Source organism: Hyphomicrobium sp. 2TAF46 (genome assembly GCF_052114865.1).
Classification (GTDB): Bacteria; Pseudomonadota; Alphaproteobacteria; order Rhizobiales; family Hyphomicrobiaceae; genus Hyphomicrobium_B.
In genome coordinates this window covers 528,626-551,856 of record NZ_JBFRFO010000002.1, presented here as the reverse complement: position 1 = coordinate 551,856, position 23,231 = coordinate 528,626, and the positions used below count along the sequence as shown (strand labels likewise).

At 60.1% G+C, this 23,231-nt stretch carries 24 protein-coding genes; 8 read left to right on the top strand and 16 right to left on the bottom strand.

Annotated elements, in window-relative coordinates:
* Nucleotides 1–294 precede the first annotated feature (294 nt).
* Nucleotides 295–1,884 (top strand): phosphoenolpyruvate carboxykinase, encoded by a 1,590-nt coding sequence (locus AB4Z24_RS06525; protein WP_441706722.1) that lies wholly within the window; start codon nt 295–297, stop codon nt 1,882–1,884.
* Nucleotides 1,885–2,035: 151 nt separating this feature from the next.
* Nucleotides 2,036–2,707: a dienelactone hydrolase family protein gene (locus AB4Z24_RS06520; RefSeq protein WP_441706720.1), complete on the top strand. Its 672-nt coding sequence runs from the start codon at nt 2,036–2,038 to the stop codon at nt 2,705–2,707.
* Nucleotides 2,708–2,727: 20 nt separating this feature from the next.
* On the opposite strand, the gene pyrE is transcribed toward AB4Z24_RS06520, so the two are convergent.
* A complete protein-coding gene (pyrE, locus tag AB4Z24_RS06515) occupies nt 2,728–3,306 on the bottom strand; it encodes an orotate phosphoribosyltransferase (protein WP_441706718.1) in 579 nt (192 codons plus the stop codon).
* A 60-nt stretch (nt 3,307–3,366) separates the two neighbouring features.
* Here pyrE and AB4Z24_RS06510 point away from each other — a divergent pair, with 60 nt between their 5' ends.
* The 3 genes from AB4Z24_RS06510 to AB4Z24_RS06500 all read left to right on the top strand — a co-directional run bounded on the left by AB4Z24_RS06510 (nt 3,367) and on the right by AB4Z24_RS06500 (nt 6,978).
* Nucleotides 3,367–5,136, top strand: a complete 1,770-nt coding sequence (locus AB4Z24_RS06510; protein ID WP_441706716.1) for an ArnT family glycosyltransferase — start codon at nt 3,367–3,369, stop codon at nt 5,134–5,136.
* A 73-nt stretch (nt 5,137–5,209) separates the two neighbouring features.
* A complete protein-coding gene (locus AB4Z24_RS06505; protein ID WP_441706714.1) occupies nt 5,210–5,890 on the top strand; it encodes a TlpA disulfide reductase family protein in 681 nt (226 codons plus the stop codon).
* Nucleotides 5,891–6,012: 122 nt separating this feature from the next.
* Complete coding sequence (locus tag AB4Z24_RS06500) at nt 6,013–6,978, top strand: HAD family hydrolase (protein WP_441706712.1); 966 nt, start codon at nt 6,013–6,015, stop codon at nt 6,976–6,978.
* Between the two features lie 56 nt (nt 6,979–7,034).
* On the opposite strand, the gene AB4Z24_RS06495 is transcribed toward AB4Z24_RS06500, so the two are convergent.
* Both AB4Z24_RS06495 and AB4Z24_RS06490 read right to left on the bottom strand, forming a co-directional pair.
* Nucleotides 7,035–7,163: a hypothetical protein gene (locus tag AB4Z24_RS06495; protein ID WP_441706711.1), complete on the bottom strand. Its 129-nt coding sequence runs from the start codon at nt 7,161–7,163 to the stop codon at nt 7,035–7,037.
* Nucleotides 7,164–7,364: 201 nt separating this feature from the next.
* Nucleotides 7,365–8,402, bottom strand: coding sequence for a hypothetical protein (locus AB4Z24_RS06490; protein ID WP_441706709.1), 1,038 nt, complete (start codon nt 8,400–8,402; stop codon nt 7,365–7,367).
* Nucleotides 8,403–8,738: 336 nt separating this feature from the next.
* Between AB4Z24_RS06490 and AB4Z24_RS06485 the strand changes: the two genes are divergently transcribed.
* Nucleotides 8,739–8,981, top strand: coding sequence for a hypothetical protein (locus AB4Z24_RS06485; protein ID WP_441706707.1), 243 nt, complete (start codon nt 8,739–8,741; stop codon nt 8,979–8,981).
* A 222-nt stretch (nt 8,982–9,203) separates the two neighbouring features.
* On the opposite strand, the gene AB4Z24_RS06480 is transcribed toward AB4Z24_RS06485, so the two are convergent.
* From AB4Z24_RS06480 to AB4Z24_RS06460, 5 genes are all read right to left on the bottom strand, one after another.
* Complete coding sequence (locus AB4Z24_RS06480; protein ID WP_441706705.1) at nt 9,204–9,971, bottom strand: intradiol ring-cleavage dioxygenase; 768 nt, start codon at nt 9,969–9,971, stop codon at nt 9,204–9,206.
* A 149-nt stretch (nt 9,972–10,120) separates the two neighbouring features.
* Nucleotides 10,121–11,218 (bottom strand): 5-(carboxyamino)imidazole ribonucleotide synthase, encoded by a 1,098-nt coding sequence (locus tag AB4Z24_RS06475; protein WP_441706703.1) that lies wholly within the window; start codon nt 11,216–11,218, stop codon nt 10,121–10,123.
* 11 nt (nt 11,219–11,229) lie between these two features.
* Nucleotides 11,230–11,724, bottom strand: coding sequence for a 5-(carboxyamino)imidazole ribonucleotide mutase (gene purE / locus AB4Z24_RS06470; protein ID WP_290991361.1), 495 nt, complete (start codon nt 11,722–11,724; stop codon nt 11,230–11,232).
* Nucleotides 11,725–11,883: 159 nt separating this feature from the next.
* On the bottom strand, nt 11,884–12,276 hold the full coding sequence (locus AB4Z24_RS06465; protein ID WP_441706701.1) for a hypothetical protein: 393 nt from the start codon (nt 12,274–12,276) through the stop codon (nt 11,884–11,886).
* A 128-nt stretch (nt 12,277–12,404) separates the two neighbouring features.
* Entirely contained in the window at nt 12,405–13,067 is a 663-nt protein-coding gene (locus AB4Z24_RS06460) for a DUF1007 family protein (protein ID WP_441706699.1), read from the bottom strand.
* A gap of 183 nt (nt 13,068–13,250) precedes the next feature.
* On the opposite strand from AB4Z24_RS06460, the gene AB4Z24_RS06455 reads away from it, so the two are divergent.
* Complete coding sequence (locus AB4Z24_RS06455; RefSeq protein WP_441706697.1) at nt 13,251–14,216, top strand: zinc ABC transporter substrate-binding protein; 966 nt, start codon at nt 13,251–13,253, stop codon at nt 14,214–14,216.
* Nucleotides 14,217–14,240: 24 nt separating this feature from the next.
* On the opposite strand, the gene phoB is transcribed toward AB4Z24_RS06455, so the two are convergent.
* The 8 genes from phoB to AB4Z24_RS06415 all read right to left on the bottom strand — a co-directional run bounded on the left by phoB (nt 14,241) and on the right by AB4Z24_RS06415 (nt 21,696).
* Nucleotides 14,241–14,948, bottom strand: coding sequence for a phosphate regulon transcriptional regulator PhoB (phoB, locus tag AB4Z24_RS06450; protein WP_441706695.1), 708 nt, complete (start codon nt 14,946–14,948; stop codon nt 14,241–14,243).
* A 37-nt stretch (nt 14,949–14,985) separates the two neighbouring features.
* Nucleotides 14,986–15,696 (bottom strand): phosphate signaling complex protein PhoU, encoded by a 711-nt coding sequence (phoU, locus tag AB4Z24_RS06445; protein ID WP_441706693.1) that lies wholly within the window; start codon nt 15,694–15,696, stop codon nt 14,986–14,988.
* 42 nt (nt 15,697–15,738) lie between these two features.
* Nucleotides 15,739–16,524, bottom strand: coding sequence for a phosphate ABC transporter ATP-binding protein PstB (pstB, locus tag AB4Z24_RS06440; protein ID WP_441706691.1), 786 nt, complete (start codon nt 16,522–16,524; stop codon nt 15,739–15,741).
* Complete coding sequence (pstA, locus tag AB4Z24_RS06435; RefSeq protein ID WP_441706689.1) at nt 16,521–17,372, bottom strand: phosphate ABC transporter permease PstA; 852 nt, start codon at nt 17,370–17,372, stop codon at nt 16,521–16,523. The genes pstB and pstA overlap by 4 nt, the downstream gene beginning before the upstream one ends.
* Nucleotides 17,373–17,374: 2 nt before the next feature.
* A complete protein-coding gene (pstC, locus tag AB4Z24_RS06430) occupies nt 17,375–18,367 on the bottom strand; it encodes a phosphate ABC transporter permease subunit PstC (RefSeq protein ID WP_441706687.1) in 993 nt (330 codons plus the stop codon).
* 85 nt (nt 18,368–18,452) lie between these two features.
* Complete coding sequence (gene pstS, locus AB4Z24_RS06425; protein ID WP_441706830.1) at nt 18,453–19,481, bottom strand: phosphate ABC transporter substrate-binding protein PstS; 1,029 nt, start codon at nt 19,479–19,481, stop codon at nt 18,453–18,455.
* Nucleotides 19,482–19,887: 406 nt separating this feature from the next.
* The gene (locus AB4Z24_RS06420) at nt 19,888–20,964 is read right to left on the bottom strand and encodes an ATP-binding protein (protein ID WP_441706685.1); all 1,077 of its coding nucleotides are present in this window, start codon (nt 20,962–20,964) and stop codon (nt 19,888–19,890) included.
* Nucleotides 20,965–21,201: 237 nt separating this feature from the next.
* On the bottom strand, nt 21,202–21,696 hold the full coding sequence (locus AB4Z24_RS06415) for an RrF2 family transcriptional regulator (protein ID WP_441706683.1): 495 nt from the start codon (nt 21,694–21,696) through the stop codon (nt 21,202–21,204).
* Nucleotides 21,697–21,911: 215 nt separating this feature from the next.
* Here AB4Z24_RS06415 and AB4Z24_RS06410 point away from each other — a divergent pair, with 215 nt between their 5' ends.
* Nucleotides 21,912–23,198: an imelysin family protein gene (locus tag AB4Z24_RS06410; RefSeq protein WP_441706681.1), complete on the top strand. Its 1,287-nt coding sequence runs from the start codon at nt 21,912–21,914 to the stop codon at nt 23,196–23,198.
* Nucleotides 23,199–23,231 lie beyond the last annotated feature (33 nt).

Sequence of the window (23,231 nt, the reverse complement as noted above, 5' to 3'; positions counted from 1 at the left end):
ACAACTGCAAATTTCCGCTTGTTTACCGAAGTTGCCGCTCGCATCCTCCGCACAAAGACGAGTCCTGCAATATTCGAACGGTAACATAATGTTACCGATTTTTTCGTGCGTCGTTGCGTGCGGGACTCCAAATCGCCATAGTTCGTGTTAGGGCTTCGGGACCAGCGGCATTTGGGCCCAACTGAGTCTCTTTTGTGCGGCACAAAATCGCTTGATCGGGCGTTGTTTTTTGCGAGCGCAGGAAATTTCGGCGCGGCGCGACCTCGACGTCCATTTTCATGGGGCAGGAGAACGATGGCTGAGCTGTTTCCGACGTTATCTTCGCAGAGGGTACGTCATAACCTGCTTGAGGCGGACCTCGTCGAGTACGCGGTTCGCCGAGGTGAGGGTAAGCTCGCCGCCAGCGGCGCGTTCGTCGTCGAGACCGGGCAGCACACCGGCCGCTCTGTGCAGGACAAATACATCGTTCGCGATGCCGAAACCGAAGGCGCGATTTGGTGGGACAATGCGCTTTCGATGACGGACGAGCAATTCGACCGTTTGCTCGCCGACTTCATCAGCTTTGCGCGACACAAGGAAATTTTCGTTCAGGATCTCTTCGCCGGCGCCGAGAAAGAGCACCGTCTCAACACGCGCATAATTACAGAGCACGCGTGGCAATCGCTCTTTATTCGCAATTTGCTGCGGCGCCCCGAGCGAAGCGAACTCGCGTCGTTCGTTCCGGAATTCACCGTTGTCGATCTGCCGAGCTTTCGTGCGGCGCCGCTCTATCACGGCACGCGCTCGGAAACGGTTATCGCGTGCAACTTCTCGAAGCGCATCGTTCTCATCGGCGGCACCAGCTATGCCGGCGAGATCAAGAAAAGCGTGTTCTCGTTCCTGAACTACATCCTACCCGGCAAGAACGTCATGCCCATGCACTGCTCGGCAAATGTCGGCAAGGATGGAAGCTCGGCCGTGTTCTTCGGTCTCTCGGGCACCGGCAAGACGACGCTTTCAGCGGATCCTACGCGCGAGCTTCTGGGCGATGACGAGCACGGCTGGTCGGACCGCGGGATCTTCAATTTCGAGGGTGGCTGCTATGCAAAGACGATCCGTCTTTCGAAGTCGGCCGAACCGCAGATCTGGGACGCATCGAACCGCTTCGGAACGGTGCTCGAGAATGTCGTCATCGATCCCGTCACGCGCGTTCCGAACTTCGACGACAACCGGCTCGCAGAAAACGCCCGCTCGGCCTATCCGCTCGATGCGATTGCCAATGCAAGTTCAACCGGCACCGCCGGGCATCCCAAAAACATCGTGATGCTAACCGCTGACGCTTTCGGCGTTCTGCCGCCGATTGCGAAGCTCACGCCGAGCCAGGCGATGTATCATTTCCTGTCTGGTTTCACGGCAAAAGTTGCGGGAACGGAGAAGGGCATGGGGCCTGAACCGCAGCCGACATTCTCGACGTGCTTCGGCGCGCCGTTCATGCCGCGGCATCCGCGCGTTTACGGCAATCTGCTGCGTACACTCATCGCCGAGCACGGTGTCGATTGCTGGCTCGTCAACACCGGCTGGACCGGCGGCAAGTTCGGGCAGGGAACACGCATTCCGATCAAGGTCACGCGGGCGCTTCTTGATGCGGCGCTTTCGGGTGAACTCAAGCATCAGCCGATGCGGACCGATCCTGTTTTCGGCTTCGCTGTGCCCGTTGCCGTTGCTGGAATCGATCCGAAATTGCTCACTCCACGCGACACGTGGGCCGATCCGAAAGCTTACGATGCGATGACTGCGAAGCTCGCGCAGATGTTTCACGACAACTTTGCGAAGTTCGTGCCCTACGTCGATGCGGATGTGCTGAAGGCCAGTCCGCTCGGAGGCGCGATCATCGCTGCGGAGTAGCAGCGTCGACCCGTCGACGTTCGACTTGAAACAAAACCGTCAAGAAGACCCGTCGCGCATGTCGCGCGCGACGAGGCCATTGCCCACTTTCGGTGTGGCGCATAAACAGAAGCCGCGTGATCGACCGGCTCGAACCTACGAGGCTCACCACATGGGTACCCGCATTCCATTCGCCCGTCCGGACGGGAAGACTGCTGAAGGCTATCTGTCGCTTGCCGGCAAGGCCAACGCTCCGGGCGTCGTCGTCATTCAGGAATGGTGGGGTCTGCAGGACCAGATCAAGGGGCTTTGCGATCGCTTTGCGCTCCTCGGTTACGATGCTCTGGCGCCGGACCTCTTCAACGGCGTCGTCATTCCCTATCACGACGCGGATGCTGCCGGCCGCGAAATGAGCTCGCTGAATTTTCTCGAAGCGGCAGATCAACACGTGCGCGGCGCGGCGCAATTTCTATTGCGGTCGAGCCCCAAGGTTGCCGTTTCGGGCTTTTGCATGGGAGGTGCCGTCGCCGTGCTCGCTGCCTCGCGTGCACCGGAATTTTCGGCCGTCGTTCCCTTCTATGGCCTGCCTCCCGAGACGGTCGCGAAGCCCGCGGACGTGAAGGTGCCTTTGCAGGGACACTTCGCCAACAGCGACGACTTCATTACGCCAGCAATGGTCGATGCTTTCGAAAAGGGTTTGAAGGCCGCGGGGAAGCCGGCGGAGATTTTCCGCTATGACGCCAGCCACGCGTTCATGAACGAGCAGCGATCAGTTCATGATCGGCATTGCGCCGAGCTGGCTTGGGAGCGCACGAGCGCGTTTCTGAAGACGCATCTCGGCTAGGGCGCGTCCGGCGCTATTCGTCAGCTTCGGAAATCAGCGAGCGTCAGGAGCGGTTCGAACTTCAGGCCGGCGGCGGCGAAGGTCTCGGCGGCGCCGTCGAGACGGTCAACGATTGTGATGACGCTGACGATTTCGGCACCTGCAGCGCGAAGTGCTTCGGCCGCCTTCAGGGCTGAGCCGCCCGTCGTTGTCACGTCCTCGACGACAACGACCTTTTTGCCGGCCATGCTGTCGCCCTTCGCCAGCCCTTCGACGAGCGCCTGCGTGCCGTGTTCTTTTGCCTGCTTGCGGACGAAGAAGGCGGACAACTTTCGGCCTTCCGTATAGGAAACGGCTGCGACGCTCGAGGCGATCGGAACGGCGCCCATTTCGAGGCCGCCAATCAGGTCTGCTTCGATATTCTCAAGCCGATCAAGGATGAGCGAGGCGATCAGGTAGGCGCCTTCGCTGTCCAGCATGGTTGGCTTCATGTTGAAGTAAAAAGTCGACGTTTTTCCCGACGCGAGCTTGAACTCGGGCCCTTCCTGAAAAGACCGCTGTTTGATGATCTCGATAAGCCGCGCACGGCGGGCCGCTCGATCAGCCGATTTTCCTGGCATGCGGTAGTTGAGCCCTTGCGTTTTTTGCGTTCGATGCGCAAACAGCCGAGTTCCGAGGGCATGTCAAGTTTCGAAGGGCATATTGTGGTGGAGCGCCAACGCGCAATGTGGAACTGGTGGGCAAACCTCGCGGCGCGGCCGTGGGTGCCGTCGCTCGCGCTCTTGGCGTTGTGCCTTGCCGTATATTTACCGGGTGTGGTGCGGCTCCCAGCGGTCGATCGCACCGAGATCATCTACGCCGAGACGACGCGCGACATGGTCGAGCGCGGCGATTGGACGGACCCGCGCTACGGAAGCGTCGTTCACCAATATCGCCCCATCGGCACGTTCTGGGCGCAGGGCGCGGCGCGATGGCTGGCGGGCGAGGCGTTTGCGCGCGACATCACGGTCTATCGCATTCCATCGTTGCTCGCGGTGACGCTGGCCGTGCTGGCGCTGTTCTGGCTCGGACGCGGGCTCGTCGGCGCGGAGACAGCGCTAATCGCGGCGGCGCTGTTCGCCGTTTCGCCGTTGACGGTGCTCGTTTCCCAGCTTGCGATCGCGGAAGGGCTGTCACTGTTGCCCGCGACGGTCGCGATGGTGGCGTTGGCGCGGATCTATACAAAGCCCGATGAAGGCTATCCGCTGGCCCTGTTATTCTGGATCGCGCTCGGGTTCGGCATTCTGATCAATGCGCTGCTTGTGCCGATCCTCGTCGTTGCGACGCTGATCGCGCTCTATGTCATGGACCGCGATCTCACGTGGCTGAAGCGTTTGCGTCCTTTCATTGGCCTGCCGATTGCGCTCGCCATCGGGGCTTCGTGGCTGATCATCCGTACACATCAGGACGGTACCCCCTTTGCGGGCATGGACTGGCGGTCGTTCCTCGGCGCGCTCGGCGGTGCACAGGACATGAAGCTTCGGGCTTTCCCCGGCACGTTCGTGCTTGCGGTCGTCCTTGGCTTTCTGCCGGGAACTGTACTCATCGGCACGGCGTTCAAGCGTTTCTGGGATAGCCGCGAGCAGGCGCTTTCGCGATTTCTGCTCGCCTGGGTGCTCGGCTATATCGTTTATCTCGAATTGCTGTCGTCGAAGCCCGGCACCTACATGGTGCAGACGATGTTTCCGGCCCTGGCCCTTGGCGTTGCCATTGTCGTGACGAACGAAAGCGGGTTGGGCAAGCGTCCGCCGTGGAGCTTCTTCACGATCTGGCCGACATACTTCGCGGCGTTGCCGCTCGCGATATTTGCAGGCGTTTATCTCTTTACTGGCGAGGTTCCGGGCGTCATTCCGGCCGTGCTTATTGCGCTCATCGCGGTGCTCTTCATCTGGAGCGGGCGCCTTGGCCGGGAAGGCCAGCTTCGTCGTTGGGCTGCGATCGGCGTCGGCGCGCTCGCACTCTTCGCCGTTACGCTGCTTGGCATCATTCTGCCGAGCATCGACAGGATCTGGCCCGCACGGGAGATCGCAAAGGCGATTGCAAAGTGTCCGGCACAGAACGCGGCTCTCATCGGGTTCCGCGAGCCGTCAGGCCGGTTCGTGCTCGGTATTCCTTCCGAGCAACAGATGCCGGAAGCGCTTGCACAAGCCGTCGAGGACAAAGTTCCGACGCTGTCGATCATCGAGGATCGCTGGAAGAAGCGAACGAACTGGACGCTGCAGTCGAAATCGCAAGCGCCGCTGCCGCCGCCAACAGGGTGCGTTACGGCCTATAACGTGATGCGCGGCTGCGCATTGCACTTCCGGATCTATTCGCCAAATCCGGCACAGCCCTGCGCGGTTCCCGCCGCGTTTGTGTGCCCTGAGAATATTCCGCAGACAGGCCCTGAGAAATCGGGCGATTGCGATTGAAGGGGGCAGCCCCCTGACGATTGCGGGTCAATGATGCTATATGACGGAAAAATAGCGCAAGGATTCCTTTGAGATGTTCAACCCCGAACGCCCACCCGAGATCATCGCGCAGCGGTGGCTCAATTCCGACAAGAAGCGCACGCTGAAGGCCGAGAAGGGGAAGGTCGTCGTCATCGCGATCTGGCAGCTCGCTTGCCCCGGATCGCAGAAGTTCGGCCTGCCGCAGGCCATGCGTCTGCGCGGAAGCTTCACCGAGGATGAGGTCGCGGTGCTCGGTCTGCACATGGCTTTCGAGAAGTTCGACGAGCAAACGCCCGAGAAGGTTGAAGCGTACCTTGCGGAAAACGGCATCACCATTCCTGTCGCGCTCGACAAGCCGAGTGCCGAGGGCCTTCCGGAGACGATGAAGGCTTACGAGCTGCAGGGAACGCCGGCGCTGCTGATATTCGATCGTCAGGGGCGGTTGCGGCGGCACTACCTCGGCGCGGTCGACGATTTCCGCCTCGGCGCGGAAGTGATGGCGTTGCTCATCGAGGACAAGGACAGCCCGCGCGAAATGTCGATTGCGCTGGAGCGCAAGCTCGCGGCGGCGCTGGTCGATCCCGAGGCGCATCATCACGACCATGGCGATGGTTGCGGCTGCGGGCATGATCACAGTCATGATCATGGGCACGATCACGGCCATCATCACCATGATCACGGCGCGGCGCACGGCGAGCCAGGACACGTTCACGGCCCTGACTGCAAACACTGATCGCTGACGGCGGGCTGCCCGAAGAAATATATGCGGAACGGGCAGACCGCTGACGCCTGACTTTCTTGTGCCACCCGAATCACGCTTTCCTCCGCCCTACAAGTCGAGAGCGGAGAAAGCTCATGGTCGAGCGAGCAGGCGGGCGGGGAACGAAGGTACGGCTAAGCGAGGGGGCGCAGGCGAATTCGCGCCGGCGTTCGCAGGGCACTTCGGGCGCCGCCGAGGCGATTTCTCCGAGCCGTACAGCCTCGCCCGACAAGAAAGTCATCGCGCTCGTCTATGATTTCGATGGCACGCTATCGCCGCGTCCGATGCAGGAATACGCGTTTCTGCCGAAGCTCGGCATCGAGCCGAAAGAGTTCTGGGCCGAGTGCACGCGCGTCTCGAAGGCTGAGCGCGCCGACTCGCTGATCACCTACATGCATCTTCTCTACAAGAAGGCGAAGGAGAAAAGCGTTCGCATCGATCGGGCCGATCTCGTCGCACAGGGGAAGAAGGTCGAGCTGTATCCTGGCGTCGAGGCGTGGTTCGATCAGATGCACGCCTACGTCAAGAAGCGCGCCGGCGACGCGGGCATCAATGTGAGGCATTACCTCGTGTCGTCCGGTCTGACGGAGATCATCGAAGGGACGAAGATCTACCCGCACTTCGCCAACGTGTTCGCGAGCGAGTACTGGTTCGACGCCTACGATCTGCCGTTTCCGAAGCGCGTCATTTCCGACACCGGCAAGACGCAGTTTCTGTTCCGCATCAATAAGGGCATCGAGGACTTGGGTGAGAGCATCAACGCTCACATGCCCGAGGAGCAGCGGCCGATCCCGTTTTCGAACTTCATCTATTTCGGGGACGGCGATACTGACGTGCCGTCGATGGCGCTGCTGAAGAAGAACGGCGGCCACGCGATTGCCGTGCATGATCCCGGCGAGAGCGAAGGGAAATGCGTCGAGCTTTTCAAGGCCGGCCGCTGCGATTTCTACGCGGGCGCCGACTACCGTAAGGGTTCGGATCTATTCAAGCGCACGTGCCTGCTGCTTGATCGGATTATTGCGGATGTGCGTGTGAAGGAAGAGGCGCGGGGGTTGGGGTAATTTTGTCATCCTCGAAAAGTTGGTCTGTTCGAGGATGACGGTCGTGGGGGATCAGATCACCGCCCCTCGATCTTGATGCCAGGGAGATCGACCTTCACTTTGGTCTGCTGTGCTTCCCAGAGAAGGTAGCCGAGCACGATCACCGTTCCGGCGAGCACTCCGATGATGATCGATCTAATGTCCATTACACTTCCCCTTGGTTGAGCGTTCATCATGCCATCAATCGGCATGATGATCATCCATTTGTTCTGGCTGTTCTTCTGGCCGCAAAAAAGCGGCTCCGCAGAACGGAACCGCCGATGTCATTGCGATTACTTATCCTACCTTCATGGCAGGAAAAAGCGGTTTGAGGTTTTCAGCTTGCGTCCGCCTCAAGGCCGTCGGCTTTATCCGGCGGTCGAGAACTGGGCTTCAGACGTGTCTCTGGCCGCCGTCAGCAAGTCGCGCAGCGCAAACGGTGCCCAAACCAAGCCGAAGCTGAGCAGGGGAGTGTACAATGCGCCCCAATAGACGTTGAACGGTTTGCCGGCGACGCAGAACAGCATCGCATAGGCACTAACCGTCAGGGCCATGCGGTTGCCGCTGGGAAAGGCGAAGAGCCCCAGCAGTGCTACCGGCAGCAATGCGGCGCTGATCCAGAGCGGCGCCAGCACAAACGCGCCGTTGAATGCCGCAGTCCCTGCAAGAAAGTGCAATCCGCCAAAAGTGATCCAGCCACCGCTCGGGTCGGCGATGTCGTTGGGCCCGAGTTGCGCCGCGACCGCATGCATATGGAAGAGAAAGTACGCGGCATAGGCGGCAAGACCCGCAATGCCCAGGGCGAACTCGCCCCGCCGGCCCTGCAGCAGCGCAAGGCCAAGACAGATCACAACATAGGGTGCTGCCAGTTCACGCACGAACAACGCCAGCAGTGCCAGCAACATGCCCGGGAGCCATAGCCGCAACCCATAACAGCAGCAAGAGGCCAGGATCAGTACGCCGCCGACCAATTCGCCAAAAAACACTGCATTGGGCACCAGGACTGTGCAGAGCGATATAATCAGCAGACATGCCAGTGGTCCCGCCACATCCAGATTTCCCTCGCGATTGACCAGGTAAACACCCATCGCGCAGGCGCTGAATGTTATTGCGATCAGCACGATATGGGCCCAGAGCGTCGCCGGTGCCGCTGCAATCAACGTCATCAACAGCGGCGTGCGCCAGTTGAACACCGAGAGGGTGGGATAATAGTGCCCGGAAAGCAGTTCGATGTGAGCGGCCGAATAGTAGTCCTCACCATGCCGCAACCGATCGACAATGCGAGCGTAAAGGGCCGCATCTCCGAGTTCGGAAGACGTCGCGCCGGCCGGTGCCTGCCCGCCGAAGGAAAATGTGACGAGCAGCACGATCGCGGCGGCAACGGCAATAAGAACAGCCAGCGCCATGCCGCGACCAAACTTCCTGAAGGGGGTCGAGATCTGTGAGGTCGGCATCCCGACCAGTCTACGAGGCCGCAGTAAAGKGACGCTTAAGTCCCATGGAGCAGGCCGCCTCTCGCCGTTGTCTTGGCAACCGCTAGCGCTCTGTTCGCGCGTATATCCACTCGGCCTGCCCTCAGAACACTGAAGCTTTGCAACCTCAGCTTCCTCGGGCAGGACCGAGTGGACAACCTATGGGGAGTTCATATCCAACAGATTTGCTTAGTAGCAGACCCAGACGAATTCAGCGTACCGGGGAGACCAGCGCCAGCAGGAGCCTACGCCGTAGGAGTACCAGCGGCCGTGCCAGAACCGACGTCCGTGGTGGCCATGATGGCGACGGCCGCCGTGGTGGATATTTCCGCCGTCATGGCGTCGGCCCGGGCGGAAATGCTTGCCGCCGTTATGATGTTTGCCGATGTGGTGGCCACCGCCATGATGACCGCCGCCGTGGGGACGCGCGTCTGCCGCCAATGGCATCGCCAGCGCCGCTGCCAATGCAGACGCAAATACCAAACCTCGTTTCATGCTGACTCCTTTTTATAGTGGCGGTTGGTGCCGCAAAGCGGCGCTGTGCGCACCGTGGAATGACGCTACCTCGCAAACGGCAAAGCTCCGCGATCAGTTCCGAGCGGCGCGCAAAGTCGAGCTAAATTGGCTGCTAACTTTTATTTGCAGTTAAAACGGCCAGGTTTTTTGCGGGGTTGCGACGGATTTTCGATAGTTATGCGTCAAGCGCACCGGTTTTCCGTTTTCCGTGTCGCAGCATCATAGACGGAGCAAACGCCGCAGAAATCCACGGCTGGCTTTGGCTGCGGTCTCGCCGCTCTTGTCGACGCCGATGAGGAGCGCGGCGACGATGATGTCGCCGTCTTCGCTCATCGCGAGGACCGTGCCGCCGCCCTCGCGCTGACCATCGCCATAGATCCAGTCGGTGGCGTTGGTCGTGTCGGGCGTGGGGCGATCGTTGTAGGGTTGGCGCGTCGCGTAGATGCGGGCGCTGTAGTCGTCTGGAAAATAGATCTGTCCGGTCACAAGGCTCGTCTCGTTCAAGAAGACCTTGACGTGGATGTGCGGCGTGCGGCCCGGATACCATCCGGGATAGACGGAGGTGAATGCAACGCGTCCGTCGGCGTCGGTGGTCTGCGTGCCGCGCAGATAGGTCTGGCCTTTCGTCGAAATTTCCCGCGACGCGCCTTGGCCGGTATATCCGGAATAAATACCGCTCGCATCGGCGTGCCAGACATCGACGCGCGCGCCCGATATCGGCGTGCACGAGCCCGCTTCGATCATGCGCAGCGAAAGCCGGAGCGGTGCGCCGGGGCGGCCTTCGGTAATATCGGAGCGCACGAGCTTCGGATCGAAGTAGTAGGGCCCCTCGACGGCCTGGGGCAGGAGTATGCACTGGCCCGCAGGCTGCGCAGCGGCGGCTGGAGTTTCGCTCGCGGCGAGCGTGGGCTCGGCTATCATCGTGGACGCGACTGGCGCCGCGAGCGTAGTCTTCAACGCCTGACGCCGCGACAGAAGTTTCATCATTGTTTCTTCCGCTTTCTCGCAATCACCGTCCCAAGGCAGGGCAGTGGTGAAATCGAGATATAGGGAAACTCTGCGGCAGATTTAACGTGCGCGAAGCGCGCAGACGCCGAGTTCATTTGGCATTCGTCGGGATGCGTGCGCGCCGCGCTTTAGGCGCCGGGTTTTTTCGCGAGGAGGCGATTGACGTGCCCCATCTTGCGGCCGGGCCGCGCTTCGCGCTTTCCGTAGTGATGGAAGAACGCGCCAGGCTCAGCCGCGATCTTTTCCCAGGCGAGAATGTCATCGCCGATCAAGTTGATCATTTCGGCAGCGGGGGCTTTCAGCGCCGTCGCGCCGAGCGGCCATCCGGCGACCGCGCGAATGTGCTGCTCGAACTGCGAGGTCAGCGCGCCGTCCATCGTCCAGTGTCCGGAGTTGTGGACGCGGGGCGCCATTTCGTTGACGTACAGGCAATCGCGGCCGCCATCCGTCACGATGAAGAATTCGATCGCGAAAACGCCGACGTATTCGAGCTTTTCGGCGATCCGGTGTGCGATGTCGATGGCCTCGGCGGCGGTTGCCGGTGCGAGCGCGGCCGGCGCGACAGAGCGATGGAGGATGTGATTGCGGTGTTCGTTCTCGGTCACGTCGAACGCTTGGAACGTTCCGTCGAGTCCGCGTGCGGCAACGACCGAGGCTTCCGCGCGGAAGTTGACGAAGCTTTCGAGGATCGACGGCTGATCAGCCATATCGGCCCAGGCCGCCTCGGCATCTTCGCGCTTCAGGATTTTGGCTTGGCCCTTGCCGTCGTAGCCGAAGCGGCGCGTCTTCAGAACGGCGGGGATTTTGAATCCGCCGTCGAGAATTTTCGTGAGATCGGCGAAGCTGTCGATCGCGGCGAACTCGGCCGTCATGGCACCCAGCCCGCGCGCGAGGGCTTTCTCGTTCATGCGGTCCTGGGCGCAGGCCAAGGCTTTCGCACCGGGGCGGACGGGAACGCGCTGCGAGAGGAACTCGACGGTTTTCACCGGAATATTCTCGAACTCGTAGGTGGCAACATCTACCCCATCGGCGAAGGCTGTGAGCCGTGCTTCATCCTCGTATGCCGCGACCGTGTATTTGGTGGCGACATCGAATGCGGGGCTGTCCCCTTCGGGTGCGTAGATGTGAGACTTGAGACCGAGCCGCGCGGCAGCCAACGCCAGCATGCGGCCGAGCTGGCCGCCGCCGAGAATGCCGATTGTCGAACCGGGGGGAAGGGCGGTCATCGTATTCGTCTTTAGCCCTTCACGGGCGTTTCGGCGACGTCGGCCGAGTGCTGCTGGCGCCAGGCTTCGAGCCGCTCTGCGAGCGCGGTGTCGGAGAGCGCCAATATCTCTGCCGCCAGAAGGCCGGCATTCTTCGCGCCCGCTTCGCCGATGGCGAGGGTACCGACCGGCACGCCGGCGGGCATCTGGACGATGGAATAAAGACTGTCCTGGCCTTTGAGGGCTTTCGATTCGATCGGCACGCCGAGAACGGGCAGCGTGGTCATCGACGCGGTCATTCCAGGGAGATGGGCTGCGCCGCCGGCGCCCGCGATAATGACCTTCAAACCTGCGGCCTTGGCGCCCTTGGCGTAATTATAAAGCCGGTCGGGCGTGCGGTGCGCGGAGACGATCTTGGTCTCGAACGCGATGCCGAGCTCCGTCAGAATGTCAGCGGTGAGCTGCATCGTCGGCCAGTCTGACTGGCTTCCCATGATGATGCCGACGTGCGGCCTGATCCGGCTCATAGTGGCGTCCAAAGCCCCGAAAACGGAAACCGCGTCGGTACAGGAGGGACGTCTAGTTTACAAGGGTTTCCGGTGTCGCCGGGGAGAAATTGAGTGCGTAAGCCGCCATTCGCACAAAATGCGGGATCGGACCACGGGAAAGGGCGATAGCGGCCGCTTTCAGGGAGCGGAACCAAGAAGATAGTTGATTGAGTGGAAGAAGTTCTCCGGGCCGACATAGCCGGATATACGGCCGACTTCGTGCTGCGATTTGACGACGACGAATGTCGGGACGATGTCGACCGAGGTGTTGAAATCGAGATGGCCCGTCTCGACGTCGTTAACGTCGACGAACCGGATCGGCATCTTCTTTCCCTGCTCGGAGGTCTGGTAGGCGGGGAGGACGTCGCGCCGGAATACTCCGCAATATATGCAGCCATCCGCTTCGACGACGATGAGTTCAAACGTTCTGTCGGGGTTTCCAGTCGCTTCCGTGTCGAGGCCGGCGCGCGAGGTCGCGGCCGGGGACAGCATGAGCACTGCGGAAAGTATCACTCGGAAGATCGTCGGCATGATGGATCTCGCACGCATAAGCAACGCATCGATTTTAAATCAAATGCGTGCGAGCCGATCTCCGAAAATGAAGAGCTAGTTAATCACCGTCACAAAGCGAAACGGGAAAACGTTGGCCGAAGCGCGGGTCAGGACTTCTTGCAGGAAATCGCGACGGTCTTGTACGAGCCGAAACCGATGGCTCCGGCGCCAAACTGCTGCGCCATGGCGTCGCCGAGCTTCTTGGCCTGTTCGTCCTGCTTGTCGGCATCGGGATCGATGAGTGTCGCCGCGCAGCCTTCGGGGGCGGACGCAAGTTTGATCGCGTCGGTCTTCTCGGGTTGGAAGTCGATGAAGTAGGACGGATCGAAGACCGCGAACGTCAGACCCTCGGCGCCGGGGGGAAGAGGCTTGGCGAGCGGCAGGTGGAAGTAGAGGCGCAAGACGCCATTCGTATAATCCAGGCGCGCATTCGTCGGCGGCGAGAATTCGAGCGGTTTTTCACCGAGCTTCGCAACGGTGAAATAGTTGAATTCCTTCAGGCCATCCATATTGACCTTCAGAAGCTCGGCCAATTCGCTCTGGTCATACTTGCCGTCGTTGTTCGTATCGAGCCCTTCGAGCGCCATCGCTGTGTAGGAATCGTCGAAGCTCCATACGTGGTCGACGCCGGTTACGGAGCCTTTGTCGTAATCGACGGTCAATACGTACGTCACCCACATGTGCGGGTGCGCAGAGACCGGAACAATCGTGGCCAATACGGCAACGAAAATGAAAGCCGCAAGGCGATAGGACTTGTTAAATTCGAGCACGCGCCGCTCAACCCTTTTGCTCTGATGCCGGTCGAATCGCCGGTCGACCCTAACGGACGCATATCGAACCGGCGAGATTGCGACGCTCTATCGGCTACATGGTCTAAGAGATTTGCGCATCCCCTTGCGAATGTTCTCCATTGGTTGTTATATTATACGCTTCAAATTTTGGGGGAATTGAGCATGATCGGCAGGCTAGCGGGATATTTCGGGGCTTTTCTCGTGGTGGCGAAAATCTCCGCGGCGGCTGCAGCGGAGACGCCGAAGGTCGTTGTTACGATCAAGCCCATTCATTCCCTCGTCAGCCGGATCATGGACGGCGTCGGTGTGCCGCAGCTCGTGGTCGAGGGTTCGGCCTCGCCGCATACGTTCACGCTGAAGCCTTCGACGGCCCGGGCCATTCACGATGCTGAAGTCTTCGTTCGTGTGTCCGACCAGCTCGAGCCATTCACGCGGAAAATCGTGGCGTCGTTGCCTGCGAACGTGACGGTGCTGACGCTCGCGGGTGCGGACGGCGTGAAGCTTCTCGATCAGCGTCAGGGCGGCGCCTTCGAGAAGCATGAACACGAGCATGAGCATGAAGAAGCGAGTGGCGCAGCGGGTGATCACGACGACCACGACGAAGATGGCAAGGACGGGCACATCTGGCTCGATCCGCAGAACGCCAAGGCTATTGCCGCCGACGTCGCGAAAACGCTCGAGGCGCGCTATCCGGAATATGTCGACAAGTTCAAAGCCAACACGACCGCGCTTATCGCCGATCTCGACACGCTCGATAGCCAACTGACGGCGGAGCTCAAGGACTCAAAAGGAAAGCCGTTCATCGTCTTTCACGACGCGACGCAGTATTTTGAGGATCACTTCGGGCAGAAGGCTGCGGGCTCGATCACTGTCAGTCCTGACGTGCCGCCGAGCGCCAAGCGGCTGACGGAGGTTCGTCACAAGCTATCGTCGCTCGGCGCCATTTGTGTTTTCGTCGAGCCGAATTTCCAGCCGAAGCTCGTGGACGCAGTCACCGAAGGAACGAACGCGCGTTCGGGAACGATCGATGCCGAGGGGCAAACGCTTAACCCTGGGCCAGGCCTCTACTTCGATCTGATGCGCGGCGTCGCCCACAGTATTTCGGACTGTCTGAACGGGCAGAGCTGAGCCGTTCGATGCCGGCGCGGGCCCTTACTGGGCCGGCGCTTCGGCCTCGCGTCCGTCGAACACGTATCCGGCACCGCGGACCGTGCGGATCGGATCGCTTTCGTTGCCCCGGATCAGCGATTTTCTGAGGCGGCCGATGTGAACGTCCACTGTCCGCTCGTCGACCTCGGAGGACTGGCCCCAGACGCGATCGAGCAGCTGGCTGCGCGACAGAACGCGGCGCGGGCTTTCCATGAAGACTTCCAGCATCCGGTATTCGGTCGGGCCGAGACGCACTTCGCGCGGGCCGCGAGTCACCTTGTGGGCGCCGCGATCCATGGTGATCTCGCCGGAGACGAGGATATCGCTCATCCGCTCGGGCGCCGCGCGCCGAAGCAGAGCCTTGATCCTTGCCATCAACTCCTGAACCGAGAAGGGCTTCGTCACGTAATCGTCGGCGCCGGTCGTCAGCCCCCGCACGCGGTCGGTTTCTTCACCGCGCGCGGTCAACAGAATGATGGGCAGGCTTTGCGTCTCGGTGCGATTGCGAAGACGGCGGCACAACTCGATCCCGGAGATCTTTGGGATCATCCAGTCGAGTATCGCAAGATCGAAACTTTGCTCCGAAAGAAGAAGCTCCGCTTCCTCTCCGTCCGAGGCTTGCACGACGTCATAGCCTTCGGACTGAAGATTGTATTTCAGAAGTTCTGCGAGTGGAGCTTCGTCTTCGACGACGATGATCTTGGCTGGCATGGCTTTTCGTCAGTGTTCCTTCACAAGGTCTTCGTCATTAACGCGGCGTGATCAACGTCGACGACGTCTTGTCGCCCTTCGGCCGATCGTCGGCGATGGGTACGCCGTGAACGAGGTAGTAGACGTTCTCGGCGATGTTGGTCGTGTGGTCGCCGATGCGCTCGATGTTCTTGGCGCCGAACAGGAAGTGCGTGCAGATGCCAATGTTGCGCGGATCTTCCATCATGTACGTCAGCAGTTCGCGGAACAGCGAATTGTACATCGCGTCGACCTGCTGATCGTCGCGCCAGACCTGCATCGCCTTCTCGGCATCGAGCGCGGTCAGCGCATCGAGGACGTCGCGGAGCTGGGTCTGCACCATTTCCGTCATGTGGCGCATGCCGGTCATCAGCGGCTTCGGATAGGGTTCGTTGGCGATCGCGAGAGCGCGCTTGGCGATGTTCTTCGCCAGGTCGCCGATGCGCTCGAGATCGGCTGCGATCTTGATGACGGTCATGATGTGACGGAGATCGTTGGCCAGCGGTTGGCGGCGCGCGATCATCACGATGACCTGTTCCTGCAGCTCACGCTCGAGCTGATCGACCATCACGTCGTCCGAAACGGCCTTTTCGGCGAGTTTCGGATCGCGGCGCTCGAGCGCATCCATGGCCTGCACGAGAAGCTTCTCAGCGTAGCCGCCCATCTGCGCGATGCGGCGATCGAGAAGTCTCAACTCGTCTTCATACGATTTCACGGTATGTTCGTTCATGGTCTCAATTCCTGAAATCCGATTTGGGCTCAACGCCACGCATTATCCGAAGCGGCCGGTGATGTAGTCCTGGGTCCGCTTGTCCGACGGGTTTGTGAAAAGCTTCTGGGTGACGCCAAATTCAACAAGTTCGCCGAGATACATAAACGCGGTGCGCTGAGAAACGCGGGCGGCCTGCTGCATGTTGTGAGTGACGATTGCGATCGTGAACTCGTTCTTCAGTTCGTCGATCAACTCTTCGACCTTTGCGGTCGAGATCGGGTCGAGCGCCGAGCACGGCTCGTCGAAGAGGATGACCTCAGGACGGATTGCGACGGTGCGTGCGATGCACAGGCGCTGCTGCTGTCCGCCGGAAAGGCTCAAGCCGCTGCTGTGAAGCTTGTCCTTGACTTCCTTCCAGAGGGCGGCCTTCTCGAGAGCGGATTCGACGCGGCCGTCGATTTCCGATTTCGGGAGACGCTCATAAAGGCGGATGCCGAACGCGATGTTTTCGTAAATCGTCATCGGGAACGGCGTCGGCTTCTGGAAGACCATGCCGATGCGCGAGCGAAGGAGGTTCAGATCCTTCATGTCGAGGACGTTCTCGCCGTCGAACATCACTTGGCCCTCGGCCCGCTGGTTCGGGTAGAGGTCGTACATGCGGTTCAGGACGCGAAGCAGCGTGGACTTGCCGCAACCGGACGGTCCGATGAACGCAGTGACCTGCCGCTCATAGAGCGGCAACGAGATGTTCTTCAGGGCCAGAGTCGAGCCGTAGAAGAATTTCAGGTTGCTGACCGTGATCTTTTCGGTAAGCCCCGTATCAACGTCTTTTGACATCAAGTTCATTGCTGCGTCCTCGAAGAGCTTAACCAACGTGCGGCGATGCTAAGTGTCAGCACGGCTGCGGTAATAAGTAATGCGCCTGTCCAAGCGAGACGCTGCCAGTCCTCATAGGGGCTGAGAGCGTACTGGAAGATCACAACCGGCAAACTTGCCATTGGAGCGTTGAGATTGGTGCTCCAGAACTGGTTGTTCAGCGCGGTGAAAAGTAGTGGCGCCGTTTCTCCGCTGACGCGGGCGACGGCCAGCAGCACGCCTGTGATCATACCGGCGCGGGCCGCCTTGTAGGCAACCTTGCGGATGACGAGCGATTGGGGAAGTCCCAACGCTGAGGATGCCTCGCGAAGCTGGTTCGGCACCAGCAGCAGCATGTTTTCGGTGGTGCGGACGACCGTCGGGATGACGAGAACGGCGAGGGCCGCGGCGCCGGCGATGGCCGAGAAGTGACCCATCGGACGCACGAGCAGCTCGTAGACGAAGAGGCCGGTGACGATCGACGGCGCACTCAAGAGAATGTCGTTGATGAAGCGGATCACCGACGAGACTTTGCTGAAGCGGCCGTATTCCGCGAGATATGTGCCCGCGAGAATGCCGATTGGCGTGCCGACGATAACGCCGGCGATCGTCATGACGAGACTTCCGGCGATGGCATTGAGGAGGCCACCGTCGCTGCCGGGCGGCGGCGTCATTTCGGTGAAGACTTTCGGTCCGAGTCCGGCGAGGCCCTTGTAGAGCAGCGTCGCCAGAATGACGCCGAGAATGGCCAGGCCCAGAGCCGAGGCCGCCCAGCACAGTCCAACTGTGATGGTGCTTCTGAGACGGCGCCGGCGGTATTTCGAGATGTCCAAGGCCATGATTATGCTCCCGCCTTTTTCTCGATGCGCATCAACATGAGGCGGGCGAGTGCCAAGACGATAAACGTGATGAAGAAGAGGATGAGGCCGAGCGCAATCAACGACGATGTGTAGACGTCGCCGACGGCCTCGGTGAATTCGTTGGCGATGGTCGCCGAGATGGTCGTTCCAGGCGCCAGGATGGATCCCGAGATTCGATGGGCGTTACCGATGACGAAGGTGACCGCCATCGTCTCGCCGAGCGCGCGGCCAAGGCCGAGCATGACGCCGCCGATGATACCGACGCGGGTGTAAGGAATGACGACGTTGCTCACGACTTCGCGCGTCGTCCAGCCCATGCCGTAAGCCGCTTCCTTCAAGACCGGAGGAACCGTTTCAAAGACGTCGCGGCAGACGGCGGTTATGAACGGGAGAACCATCATCGCCAGGATCAGGGCGGACGTCAGGATGCCGATGCCGTAGGGCGGGCCGGCGAACAGCTGATTAAGGATCGGTACGTTCTGGAACGCCGAGATCAGCTCCGGCTGGACGTAGCGCTGGATGACGGGTGCGAAGAAGAACAAGCCCCAGATGCCGTAGATGATGCTTGGTACGCCAGCGAGGAGTTCGATCGCGATGCCGATCGGGCGGCGAAGCGCCATCGGGCAGAGCTCGGTCAGGAACACGGCGATGCCGATGCTGATGGGCACGGCGACGAGCATTGCGATCAAAGAGGTGACGATCGTTCCGTAGATCGGGGCGAGGGCGCCGAACTGCTCGGTAACGGGGTTCCAGACCTCGGTCGTGAGGAAGCTGAAGCCGAATGTCGCGAATGCGAGGTATCCGCCGATAACGAGAGAGGCGAAGATCGCACCAAGAAGAATGAGGACGAAATACGCGGACGAAACCGTCAGGCCGCGAAAGAAAACGTCTGTCGTGCGAAGACCTTCGAGAACTTTGCGCCTAGCTGCCGCCGCAGCCGTCGCCTGAGAGTTAGCGTCTGCAAGGAAGGCCAAGATATCGCTCCAGACTAAAGAAATGCCGCCGCTTTATAAACAAATCGGGAAGCGCCCGCCTGGGGCGCTTCCCGTAATCCAGTGATTAGTTCGAGAAAACCGGCTTGTTGTCCTCGCCGACGACGCCTTCCCAGCTCTTCTTGACGAGAGCTACGACGCTGTCGGGCAGGGGAACGTAGTCAAGTGCTTCGGCTTCTTTGCTGCCGTTGGCGTAGGCCCAGTTGAAGAACTTCAGGGCTTCCTTAACGGCTGCGACGTCCTTCGGCTTCTTGTGGATGAGGATGAACGTCGGGTTGGTGATCGGCCAAGATTCGGCGCCAGCCTGCTCTGTGAGGATCACGCCCATGCCAGGAGCTGAGGTCCAGTCTGCGCCAGCTGCAGCGGCCTGGAATGAAGAGATGACCGGAGCAACCGTCTTGCCATCCTTGTTGATCAGCTTGGTGTGCGAGAGCTTGTTCTGCTTGGCGTAGGCGTATTCGACGTAGCCGATCGCGCCCTTCGTCTGCATCACGTTGTTGGCGACGCCTTCGTTGCCCTTGGCGCCGAGGCCGACCGGGAACTGAACCGACGTGTTCGAGCCGATCTTCGCCTTGAAGTCAGCGCTGACCTTCGAGAGATAGTTCGTCCAAACGAACGTCGTGCCCGATCCGTCCGAACGGAAAACAGCTGCGATCGCGTCGGAGGGGAGCTTCACACCCGGGTTCAGCTTCTCGATGGCCGGGTCATTCCATTTGGTGATTTCGCCAAGGTAGATCTTGGCGAGCGTCGGGCCGTCGAATACGAGTTCGCCCGGCTTGATGCCGTCGAGGTTAACGACCGGGACGATACCGCCCATGACGGTCGGGAACTGAATAAGGCCGTTCTTCTCAAGTTCTTCGCCGCCAAGCGGCTTGTCGGTCGCGCCGAAGGTCACGGTGTTGGCTTCGATCTGCTTGATGCCGCCACCCGAACCGATCGACTGATAGTTAAGACCGACGTTGGTCTCTTTCTTGTAGGTGTCAGCCCACTTCGCATAGATCGGATAGGGGAACGTAGCGCCCGCGCCGGAAATATCCGCCGCCTTGACGGGAGCAGACACGGCGGCAGTCGCCGCAAGTGCCGCAAACAACGCCATAATAGACTGTTTCACTGTGGTCTCCTTGTTGAACGGGGGGCTTTAGGCCTCGCCACTCCATGCCGGCCATTGGCACCGGTCCGCACTCTCTAGTTCAGTTAAGTCACGGCCATGTGAAACGTTAACGCTTTGTTATCGAAGACTTTTTGTCTCGGCACTCACGCTTTTTCGCAACGGCAGTGTCGGGTTTCGTCAAACAATTCCGGCAATCATGCTCGTCATGATCATTAGCGCCGGAGCGTTCGCGGCCTTCCCCAAGGCGCGCGGTGCGACGAACGCGGACATTCTGAAAGTGAAGCCGCCTTAGCGGCGTGCCTTCAAAAAACTGTCGTTCAATCGCCAGCCCACTTCTAGCGATGTGACACAATAGAATTGTGACAGTGCAACGTTTTGTTTTGTAATAATTTTATTTATATGCCGGTAAAACGACATCGAAGGTCGTTCCCTTGTCAACCACCGACTGTACTGAAAGTTCGCCCTCGTGGCGGTTGAGGACGTGCTTGACGATGGCGAGGCCAAGGCCGGTTCCGCCAACGCGGCGGGAATGTTCGGTGCTGACGCGGTAAAAGCGCTCGGTAAGGCGGGGCAAATGCTCGGGAGCGATACCAGGACCGTCGTCGGAGATTGCAATGAAGGCGCGGGCGCCGACGCTTTCTGCTCGAACGCTAGATTTCTTTTTCAACGAAATTTTCACCGTGCCGCCGACCCGGCCGTATTTGACGGCGTTTTCGACGAGGTTGTGGAAGACTTGAAACAGTTCGTCGCGATCGCCCATCGCCACGAGTTCGCCGCTCGCGGATTCGACATCGATCGAGATATGCCGCTCTTCGGCGAACGGCGCCAGCGACCTTATAACGTCCTCGATCAAATCATTCAGATCGACGCGGCCCGTTGGCTTCAGGTTGGCCTTCTCTTCGACGCGACTGAGCAAAAGCAGATCGTCGATCAAACGTGTCATGCGTTCGGCTTGATCGGCCATGATCGCGAGAAATCGTTCGCGTGCGGCTTCATCGTTTCGCGCCGGTCCCTGCAGCGTTTCGATAAAGCCTCGCACGGATGCGAGCGGCGTGCGCAATTCGTGACTGGCGTTGGCGATGAAATCCGCGCGCATCTCGAGCAGGCGATGCTGTTCCGACTCATCGTGGATCGTGATCAATGCGGCCAAGGGTTGATGCTGCTTGTCGCCGCCGAGCGGCGTCACGGTGGCGATGAGACGTTGTCCCATGCCGCCGCGCGGGACTAGGCGTGCCGTCTGCTTCGCGCCCTTTTCGAAGGCCGATGAAACGGCCGCGATGAGTTCGGGGTCACGATTTACGTGCTCTAGAGGTGCACCTTGCCGCAAGCGATCGAAGAGGCTCAACGCTGCTTCGTTATAATTCAGAATGACGGATGCCGGATCGAGGATGATGGCGGGATTGGGCATCGCCGCCGCAAGGTCCATCCATGTGAGCATCTTGTCGGAATTCGAGATCAAACCAGCCATTTCATTCGCTTTTTGATCGAGTGCGGGGTGCCGCCAGGCCAACAGCGCGGACACTCCTGATACCAAACCACAGACAACGAAAAGTATGCTGCGCAGCGGCTCGCCGACCCATATCCATGTCGGAATGAGTGCAAGAAGCGCACATGCGGCTAGCGCCGCGAAACGCAAACGGAAGTTCTCACGGGTCATATCCCGTTGAACTATCTGCGAAGAGCGGGATAAGCCAGCCAGCAAGGGTCAACTTCGCCGCGAACTGCGTGCCGCCGGCTTTTTGCGCCGGACCTTACTATTGCGATTGTCTTCGCCGGGCTCTTCGGTCTCGCTCAGGCCTATCGGCGAGCGCACCGCGAGTTCGGCAAGCGTATGCTGATCTAGCACGGTGATGAATGCCGTCAGGGCGTCGTCAAACATGGCGTTGATATTGCCGGGGTCCGCATCGTTCGACGTCGGATCGTTTCCGCCCTCGACTTGCACTCGCGTCACTTCTATCGCCCGGACGACGTCGCCGATCTTGATGGAGGTGGCAGGTGCAGCAAGGCGCACCCCACCGTTCGGTCCCCTAACGGCCGAGAGGAAGCCTGCGTGCGAGAGGATGTGCACAATTTTAAATACGTTCTGCTTGGTCACGCCGAGCCGGTCGGAGATGTCGGCGACCTTTACGAGTTGATCTCCGGCCAGCGCGCAATCGATCAGAATGCGGATGGCGTGCCCGGTCTGCTTCGTCAAGCGCATCTGTATTTACCCGGTGCCGCGCGGCCGCGGCTCAAAAATCCTGAGACTTGCTTGTTTCACAAATCTTATCGGCGTGGCAAGGGGCGGGACGGCTCGGAGTTCACTTGACAGTCGGCCAGCGCCGCATTCTATACCATCACGGTAAATAATCGGGGTCCGGGGATCCCCTGCACTTATGTTGTGCCGCCTGAATATAGCTCGTTACGGAGACTGAGATGTCGAAAAAGGCGTTTCTATTAGCCTGCGCAACTCAATTGGCGCTGGCAGCCGTCCTTGGATCGGGAGCGCCCGCTTTCGCGGCACCTGCGACCAAAGACGTTGTGAAGAACTACGGGAATCTGGCGGAGGCGATATACTCCGATGCGCTGGCCAAGGCCAAGGATCTCGATAAGTCGATCGATGCCTTGCTGGCGGCACCGAGCGCCGAAACCCTGGAAGCCGCGCGCACGGCGTGGAAGGCTTCGCGCGTTCCCTACATGCAGACGGAAGGCTTCCGTTTCGGCAACAAGATCGTTGACGACTGGGAAGGCAACATCAACTCGTGGCCGCTCGATGAAGGCCTGATCGATTATGTCGACAAGGCGAGCTACGGCGATACCAAAGAAGAAAATCCTCTCTACACGGCGAACATCATCGCCAACAAGAAAATCCGCCTTGGCCCCAAAATTCTCGACGCATCGAAGATCGACAAGAAGGTCATCGGGCAGCTCAACAGCGCTCTGAACGTCGAAGCGAACGTCGGCACGGGATATCACGCGATCGAGTTCTTGCTGTGGGGCCAGAATTTGCACAAGCCCGGCGTCAAAGCCGGTGAGCGGGCGGCCAGCGATTTCGATCTCAAGAACTGCACGCATGAAAACTGCGACCGCCGCCGGGATTATCTGAAGGCTGCCTCCGGCTTGCTCGTCGATGACCTCACCGAAATGGTGGGCAACTGGAAGCCGGACGGCGCGGCGCGGAAGGCTCTCGCTGGACAGGACGAAAGCGCTCAGCTCTCGACGATCTTGACCGGGCTCGGCTCGCTCTCTTACGGCGAACTCGCAGGCGAGCGGATGAAGCTCGGCGTGCTGCTGCACGATCCGGAAGAGGCGCACGACTGCTTCTCGAACAATACGCAAAACAGCCATTACTACGACGAAGTCGGAATGATCGCGCTGTGGAACGGCAAATACGACGGTCCGACGGCGACAAGCGGACCGAGCATTGCCGATCTCGCGCGCGCGAAGGCACCCGAGGCTGCAAAGCGCGTCGACGAAGCGATGGCGACGACGCTCGAGAAGATGCACGCGATCAAGGCCAAGGCCGATTCCGGCACGATGCTCTATGACCAGATGCTGGCAGCCGGCAACGACGAAGGCAACAAACTCATCCTCGATGGTGTCGATGCTCTCGTGGCGCAGGCGCGAGCCCTCGAAGGTGTCGTTGCGGCGTTGAACCTCAAGGTGAAGATCGAGGGTTCCGACAGCCTCGATGATCCGGACAAGGTCGCCAAGGCAAAGTAGTTGGACTATCCAGCCAACAAAACCGCTGCCTTC